A 7,581-nucleotide genomic window follows, 5' to 3' on the forward strand; every position below is an offset into this window, starting at 1 on the left:
GCGTCGTCGCGGACCGGGCCGAAGCCGCCGTCCGGCCTTGAGCAGCCCGGACGGGACGGCCAACTCCGGTCCGGTGAGCTGCTGTTCTCCGTCCGTCCGGCCTTGAGCAACCCGGGCGTGTGGGTCAACTCCCGTCCGGCAAACCACTGTTTCCGCCCGGCAGGGCGAGCCCCCGCGCTCGCATCCGTGTGAGCCGTTCCACCAGCAATACTTGACCGGTCGTTTCAAAATCCCCTAGGGTCCGGGTGTGGCCAGGACCAAGGAATTCGACCCGGACGCCGTCCTGCAGTCAGCCCTGGAGCTGTTCTGGGAGCGCGGTTACGAGGCCACCTCGATGGCGGACCTCGTCGAACGTCTCGGGATCGGGCGCGCCAGCATCTACGCCACCTTCGGCAACAAGCACGAGCTGTATCTGAAGGCCCTGGACCGGTACAACGAGGACCGCGACGCGGCGTTGCTGCGCGAACTGTCCCAACCGGGCCCCGCACTGCCGGCCGTGCGCGCGCTGGTGCGGCGCTTCGCGGCCGAGGCCGGCTCCGGCGACCGGCGCGGCAGGGGATGCTTCGTCACCAACACGGCCGCCGAGCTGGGGGCGCACGACCCGGCGTCGGCCCGCCGGGTCGGGGCGAGCTGGGACCACATCGAGACCCTGCTGCACTCGGCGCTGGTGCGGGCCGGCGCCCGGGGAGAACTGCCCGCGGGCCGCGACCCGCGGGCCCTCGCACGGATGCTGCTGGTGCTGCTGCAAGGCCTGCGGGTGGTCGGCAAGGCGTCGGACGACCCGGGCCGGGTCCGGGACGCGGCCGAGCAGGCGCTGAGGCTGCTGGACTGAACGACACCCTCCGCGGGGACTCCCGGTGCCCGAAGTGGCGGGCCGGCCACCGGACCGGGCAGGTTCTTCCGCGGGCTTCCGCAGGAGCAAATTATGGAACGTTCAGTCCAATAACGGGGGAGAGAAATGACCGTCACGCGGAACGGGAACACCACGGCCGCCTCGGCCGGGCCCGCCTTCGCGCTGCTCGGCACCGTGCAGCTGTCGCTGATCTTCACGCTCACCTCGCTCGTCGTGCCGCTGCCCCACATCGGCCGCGAATTCTCCCTCGGCCGGGACGACTTGGTGCTCCTCAGCGCCGCCTACGGTCTGGCCTTCGCCGGACTGCTGCTCTTCGGCGGCCGCGTCACCGACCGTTTCGGCGGGCGCCGCGCCCTCGACGCCGGGCTGCTCGTGTTCGGCGTGGCGTCCCTCGCCGTGCCGCTCGCCCCGGGTCCGCCGGCTCTGCTCGCCGCCCGCTTCGCGCAGGGGGCCGGGGCCGCGCTCGCCGCTCCTGCCGCCATGGCCGTCCTGCGCGCGGCCTTTCCCCGGACGGCCGCCTACGGGAAGGCCATGGCCACCTGGGGCGGGCTCTCGGTCCTCGGCGCGACCGCGGGACAACTGCTCTCCGGGGTCATCTCGGCGGTCACGTCCTGGCGGCTGGCCTTCGCCGTCCCGGTGGCGGTGGCCGCCCTCGCCCTGGCCCTCGCACCGCGGCTGCTGCCTGCGACCCCGGCCGGCACGGGCCGCTCCCCGGACCTGCCGGGCGCAGCGCTCGCCACCACCGGGATCACCCTGGCCGGCTACGGCCTCGTCCGCACCGACGCCCACCCCTGGGCATCGGCGGCCGTCCTGGCGCCCCTGCTCACCGGGGCCGCGCTCCTCACGGGCTTTCTGATCGCCGAACGCCGCGCCCACGACCCTCTGCTCCCCGCCGGGTTCCTCCGGGACCGCCGCCGGGCTTTCGCGGTCAGCGCCATCGGCCTGACCGCCGCCGGCACCGCCATTCCGTTCCTCCTGCTCTCGCTCCATCTCCAGCAGGACCGCGGATGGTCGGCGCTGCAGACCTCCGCCGCCTTCGTGCCCTTCGCGGCCGCGCTGCTCGTATCGGGCCGCGCGGCAGGCCCACTCGTCGCCGGGTTCGGGGCGCCGGCGGTCACCGCCTCCGGGCTCGCGGTCGCCGCGACAGGTCTCGCGCTGCTCGCGCTCACCGGCCTGGCACCGGACATTCCGTACGCGTACGGGCTGCTTCCCGGCCTGCTCCTGCTGCCGGCCGGCGCGGCAGCGAGTTTCGCCGGGGCCGCTGTCCTGGCGACGCACGGGGTGGAGCCGCAGCGGGCCGGGCTCGCGGGCGGCGTCATGAACACCGCGATGGAACTGGGGCCGACCGTCGTCCTCGCCGCGCTGCTCACCCTCGGTTCCGACACCACCTCACTCGCGGCGACCGCAGTCGTCCTCGCCGCCGCCGCGTACACCGGCACCCGTACCGGTTGACCGAAGACCGACACCAGGGAAGGCATCACCATGACCACACCCATGACCGCACGCTTCACCGACAAGGCCGTCCTCGTCACCGGCGCGGGCTCCGGCATAGGCCGCGCCACCGCTCTCGCGTTCGCCGCCGAAGGGGCCTCGGTCGTCGCGGCCGGGCGTACCGCCGCACCGCTCGACGAGACGGTCGCCCTGATCGGGAAGGAGGGCGGTACGGCAGTCGCGGTCACCGCGGACGTGACCCGCTCCGAGGACGTCGCGGCGCTGGTCCGCCGCACCGTCGAACACTTCGGCAGCCTCGATGTCGCCGTCAACAACGCCGGGGTCTTCCGGGGCGGCGCGCCCGTGGCCGACCTCTCCGAGGAGGACTGGCGCACCCTGATCGACACCAATGTCACCGGTGTATTCCTCTGCATCCGGGCCGAAGCCGCCCGGATGCGCGACCAGCTCACCGGCGGCGCGATCGTCAACATCGCCTCCAACCTCGGCGCGCACAGCCGTATCCCGGGCGTGGCCGGTTACATCGCCACCAAGGCGGCCGTCTCCGCCCTGACCCGGGCCGCCGCCCTCGACCACATCGCCGACGGGGTCCGCGTCAACGCCGTCAGCCCCGGCCCGTCCGCGACCACCATGTCGCTGCTGCCCGGCGAGACCGACGCGGACCGCGCCGCGCGGATCAAGGGCGCGCTGCCGCTGGGACGGATCTCCTCCACCGCCGAGGTCGCGGCGGCCGTGCTGTATCTCGCCTCGCCGGACGCCGCTTCCGTCGTCGGCAGCGATCTGGTCGTCGACGGCGGCGCCTCTGCCTGACGGGGGCTGCCGGGTCGTGGGGCCCGGGTCGTGCGCCGGGTCGTGCGCCGGGTCGTGCGCACCGGGTCCCGGCCCGGGCGTACGACCGCCGTCCCGTGGGGGCTACTCGCCGTCCGGATTCCAGTCGAGCAGCCGCACCCGCGCGACGGAGCGCACATGCCGCCGCATCGCCGCCGCGGCCGCCTTGCCGCGCTGCTCCTCGATCGCGTCGAGGATCGCCCGGTGCTGGGCCAGGGAGCGGGACGGCCGGCCGGGCTGGCGGAGGGACTCGTGCCGGCTCTCGGTGATCTGCTCGGCGATGGACCTCATGAACTCGGCGAGCAGCGAACTGTGCGCGGCCGCGGTCACCGCGGCGTGGAAGCGCCGGTCGCCCTCCGCCCCGTGGCCGCCGTCGGCGATCTCCGCCGCCATGTGGGAGAGCGCGGCACGGATGGCCGCCAGGTCGTCCGGCGTGCGCCGCTCGGCGGCGAGTTCGGCGAGCTTCGCCTCCAGCGCCTCCCGCGCCTCGAGTACGTCGGGCAGCCTCCGTCTGCGCTCCACGAGCCGCTCGACGGGCTCGGCATCGAGGCTGTCACCGACGAGATACGTGCCGCCCCCGTGGCGCACCTCGACCAGGCCCTGCACTTCGAGTACGACGACGGCCTGCTTGACGGAGGCCCTGGACACGCCGAGGCGCTGGGCGAGTTCACGCTCGGGCGGCAGCCGGTCGCCGGCCTTGAGCCCCCTTCCGGCGGCGTACTCCCGCAGCCGGTCGAGCACTTGCTCGTACAGTCGCGTCCTGCCCATGGGACGCAGCGCGTCGGACATCCACGCCCCCTCTCGCCCGCCCCCGGACCCGCTCACCGCTCGCAGCGTAGCAGTGCCGTTGGCCGAGTGGCTGAGCCAATTCGGGCCGGACCCCTTGACGGCCAATGGCCCTGGCCCGACGCTGAGTGCCGTTGATCACCGAATGGCTCAGCCACTCGGCCAATCCGGTACGGCCCCAGGGACGGGAGCCCACATGCCCGCCGAACTGATCTCGATCCTCGTACTCGTGGTGGTCTTCGTCATCGCCACCACCCGCTCCGTCAACATGGGCGCGCTCGCGTTCGCCGCCGCGTTCGGGGTAGGCGAGCTGGTCGCCGGCCTGGACGCCGACGGCATCTTCGCGGGCTTCCCCGGCGACTTGTTCGTGGTGCTGGTCGGGATCACCTATCTGTTCGCCATCGCCCGCGCCAACGGCACCACGGACTGGCTGGTGCACGCTTCGATACGCCTGGTGGGGGGCCGTACCGCCCTGATCCCCTGGGTGATGTTCGTGATCACCGCGGTGCTGACGGCCATCGGCGCGGTCAGTCCGGCCGCGGTCGCGATCGTCGCGCCGATCGCGCTGAGTTTCGCCTCCCGGTACGGCATCAGCCCGCTGCTCATGGGCGCGATGGTCGTGCACGGCGCACAGGGCGGCGGCTTCTCCCCGATCAGCATCTACGGCTCGATCGTGAACGGGATCGTGGAACGCGAGGAACTGCCCGGCAGCGAACTCACCCTGTTCTTCGCCTCACTGCTCGCCAACCTCGTCATCGCGGGCGTCGTCTTCGTGCTGTTCGGCGGTCTGAGGCTGACCCGCCGGGACGTCGCCGACGACGAGGCCGGGCGGCCCGGGGAGGACGCGGAGGACGGGGGTTCACGGCTCGACCCGGCCCGTGTCGCCACTCTCGCCGCCCTCGCCGCTCTTGTCGTCGCCGTGCTCGGCTTCGACCTGGACGCCGGTCTGACCGCCGTCGCACTCGCCGTGGTCCTCAGCACGTTCTGGCCCGAGTCCAGCCGCAAGGCCGTCGGCGAGATCGCCTGGCCGACCGTGCTGCTCATCTGCGGCGTGCTGACCTACGTCGGTGTGCTGGAGGAGATGGGCACCATCACGTGGGCCGGTGAGGGCGTCGGTGGCATCGGGGTGCCGCTGCTCGCCGCCGTGCTGCTCTGCTACATAGGGGCGGTCGTCTCGGCGTTCGCCTCGTCCGTCGGCATCATGGGCGCGCTCATCCCGCTCGCCGTGCCGTTCCTCGCGCAGGGCGAGATCGGGGCGGTCGGGATGATCGCGGCGCTCGCGGTGTCGGCGACCGTGGTGGACGTCAGCCCGTTCTCGACGAACGGCGCGCTGGTGCTCGCCGCAGCCCCGGACGTCGACCGGGACCGGTTCTTCCGGCAGTTGATGATCTACGGCGGAATCGTCGTCGCGGTGGTGCCCGCCGCCGTGTGGCTCGTGCTGGTGGTTCCGGGCTTCGGATGACGGGGGTGCGGGTGCCGCGGTGCGCTCCCGGCCGCCGCGGGTGACGGGACCGCCGCCCGGCCGAGGGGCCGCCGTGCTCCGGGGTCCGCCGTACGTGGGGAGCCCGCCGCGCCGGACGGGCCGGCCGCGCCCGCGGAGTCCGCGCCCGTACGGACGAGCCCGCCGTACGTGGGGCCCCGCCGCGCCGGAGAACCCGCCGCACCCGGAGAGCCCGCCCCACCGGACGGGCCCGCCGCAGCCCGAACCGGTCCGCAGCCCGAACGGGTCCGCAGCCCGACGAGAACCCGACGAGAAGTGGAGTACGCCGCGTGAGTCCCCCTGCCGACGCCCTGTTCCCCGCCCTGTTCCCCGCCCTGGCCAAGGGATCGGCCCGGCCCGCGCTGCGGTTCGGCGAACGTTCCCTGTCGTACGCCGGACTGGCCGCGGCGGCCGGGTCCCTCGCCGCCGGTCTGGGCACCGCCCGCCGGGTCGCCGTGTGGGCGACCCCGACGCCGGAGACCGCCGTCGCGGTGGTGGCCGCGCTGCTCGCCGGGGTGCCCGCGGTGCCGCTCAACCCGCGCGCCGGGGAGCGGGAACTGGCGCACATCGTGGCGGACAGCGCGCCGTCGGCGGTGCTCGCCGCGGCCGGGGACAGTCTCCCGGCCCCGCTGCGGGCGCTGCCGCGCACGGACGTCGAGGTCGCGGTGACCGGCCCCGTGGCCGCGCCGCCCCCGGAACCCGCACCCGGCGCACCGGCCCTGATCGTCTACACGTCCGGGACGACCGGGCCGCCCAAGGGTGCGGTGCTTCCCCGCCGGGCGGTGTCGAGCACCCTGGACGCCCTGGCGGACGCATGGCGGTGGACCGCTGACGACGTACTCGTGCACGCCCTGCCGCTGTTCCACGTGCACGGGCTGGTCCTCGGGATTCTGGGCCCGCTGCGGCGCGGCGGCCAGGTGCGGCACCTGGGGCGCTTCTCGACGGGAGGCGTGGCACGGGAACTCGCGCGCGGAGGCACGATGCTGTTCGGCGTGCCCACGATGTACCACCGCATCGCCGAGTCGGTGACGGCCGGAGACCGGGAGCTGGCGCAGGCCCTGGCCGGTGCCCGGCTGCTCGTCTCCGGGTCGGCCGCCCTGCCGGTGCGCGACCACGAGCGGATCGCGGCGGCGACCGGGCAGCGGGTCGTCGAACGGTACGGGATGACGGAGACGCTGATGAACACCAGCGTGCGGGCCGGCGCCGTACCGCGCCCGGGAACGGTGGGCGTGCCACTGCGGGGTGTCGGACTGCGTCTGGTGGACGAGGCGGGCGAAGCGGTGGCGGACCCGGCGGAGATCGGCGAGATCCAGGTGCGCGGCCCGAACCTGTTCACCGGGTACCTGAACCGGCCCGACGCGACCGCCGAGGCGTTCACCGGGGACGGCTGGTTCCGTACGGGCGACATGGCGGTACGCGACCCCGACGGCTGGGTCCGGATCGTCGGCCGCAAGGCCACCGACCTCATCAAGAGCGGCGGTTACAAGATCGGCGCGGGCGAGATCGAGAACGCTCTCATGGAGCACCCGGGAGTGCGGGACGCGGCGGTGACCGGTGAGCCGGACGAGGATCTGGGCGAGCGGATCGTCGCGTGGATCGTGCCGGCCGACCCGGCGGACCCGCCGGGGGAACGCGAACTGGCCGACCATGTGGCGGCGCAGCTCGCCCCGCACAAGCGGCCGCGCGCCGTGCGGCTGCTGTCCGAACTGCCCCGCAACGACATGGGGAAGGTCACGAAACGGGCGCTCGGCACCTGAGCCCGGTTCCCGCGGTCCTCCTCGGCACGCTCACCGAGGTCCACGCTCACCGGGGTCTCCGGTCGGTCAACGGCGCGGTGCCGATGGGGCACCGCGCCGGGGTGTGGGGGAGTGTGGAACCCGGGGGTCATCCGGTGCCGCAGCTGCCGACCGACGGTGCGGTGGTGTTGGAGCCGTTGACGGTGAAGCCGAAGCTGGTGGACTGTCCGGCGCTCAGGGTGCTGTTGTGGCCGGCCGGGGTCACGGTCATGACGTTGCCGCTCCAGCTCGCGGTGCCGTTCCAGACCGCGGTGACCGTCTGCCCGCTCGCGAACGTCAACGGCACCTTCCAGTTCCGGACGCCGCTGCTGCCCCCGGTGATGGTCACCTCACCGTTGTAGCCGCCGTTCCACTGGCTGGTGGTGGCGTACTTGGCGGTGCAGGCGCCT

7 protein-coding genes are annotated in these 7,581 nt (G+C 73.8%); 5 read left to right on the forward strand and 2 right to left on the reverse strand.

What is annotated here, in order from left to right:
• The first annotated feature begins 247 nt into the window (after positions 1–247).
• The 3 genes from GCU69_RS15710 to GCU69_RS15720 all read left to right on the forward strand — a co-directional run bounded on the left by GCU69_RS15710 (position 248) and on the right by GCU69_RS15720 (position 3,112).
• Complete coding sequence (locus GCU69_RS15710) at positions 248–832, forward strand: TetR/AcrR family transcriptional regulator (protein WP_156206390.1); 585 nt, start codon at positions 248–250, stop codon at positions 830–832.
• A gap of 126 nt (positions 833–958) precedes the next feature.
• Positions 959–2,305: an MFS transporter gene (locus GCU69_RS15715; RefSeq protein ID WP_156206391.1), complete on the forward strand. Its 1,347-nt coding sequence runs from the start codon at positions 959–961 to the stop codon at positions 2,303–2,305.
• 42 nt (positions 2,306–2,347) lie between these two features.
• Positions 2,348–3,112: an SDR family NAD(P)-dependent oxidoreductase gene (locus GCU69_RS15720; RefSeq protein ID WP_098753988.1), complete on the forward strand. Its 765-nt coding sequence runs from the start codon at positions 2,348–2,350 to the stop codon at positions 3,110–3,112.
• A gap of 102 nt (positions 3,113–3,214) precedes the next feature.
• Here GCU69_RS15720 and GCU69_RS15725 read toward each other — a convergent pair whose 3' ends face one another.
• Complete coding sequence (locus GCU69_RS15725; RefSeq protein ID WP_098753980.1) at positions 3,215–3,919, reverse strand: FadR/GntR family transcriptional regulator; 705 nt, start codon at positions 3,917–3,919, stop codon at positions 3,215–3,217.
• A gap of 193 nt (positions 3,920–4,112) precedes the next feature.
• Between GCU69_RS15725 and GCU69_RS15730 the strand changes: the two genes are divergently transcribed.
• Positions 4,113–5,378 carry an SLC13 family permease gene (locus GCU69_RS15730; protein WP_098753979.1) on the forward strand — a complete coding sequence of 422 codons (1,266 nt, stop codon included), beginning with the start codon at positions 4,113–4,115 and terminating at the stop codon, positions 5,376–5,378.
• 308 nt (positions 5,379–5,686) lie between these two features.
• Positions 5,687–7,153, forward strand: coding sequence for an acyl-CoA synthetase (locus GCU69_RS15735; RefSeq protein ID WP_156206392.1), 1,467 nt, complete (start codon positions 5,687–5,689; stop codon positions 7,151–7,153).
• Positions 7,154–7,280: 127 nt separating this feature from the next.
• On the opposite strand, the gene GCU69_RS15740 is transcribed toward GCU69_RS15735, so the two are convergent.
• A partial coding sequence (locus GCU69_RS15740) for a cellulose binding domain-containing protein (RefSeq protein WP_176604585.1) occupies positions 7,281–7,581 on the reverse strand: 301 nt, incomplete at its 5' end.

Source organism: Streptomyces lycii (assembly GCF_009735685.1).
In the GTDB taxonomy this organism is placed as follows: Bacteria; Actinomycetota; Actinomycetes; order Streptomycetales; family Streptomycetaceae; genus Streptomyces; species Streptomyces lycii.

Bases quoted from the DNA above. Each gene is read 5' to 3' on its own strand.
- GCU69_RS15715 (WP_156206391.1), top strand. From the start codon at position 959: ATGACCGTCACGCGGAACGGGAACACCACGGCCGCCTCGGCCGGGCCC.
- GCU69_RS15720 (WP_098753988.1), top strand. From the start codon at position 2,348: ATGACCGCACGCTTCACCGACAAGGCCGTCCTCGTCACCGGCGCGGGC.
- GCU69_RS15725 (WP_098753980.1), bottom strand. From the start codon at position 3,919: ATGTCCGACGCGCTGCGTCCCATGGGCAGGACGCGACTGTACGAGCAA.
- GCU69_RS15730 (WP_098753979.1), top strand. From the start codon at position 4,113: ATGCCCGCCGAACTGATCTCGATCCTCGTACTCGTGGTGGTCTTCGTC.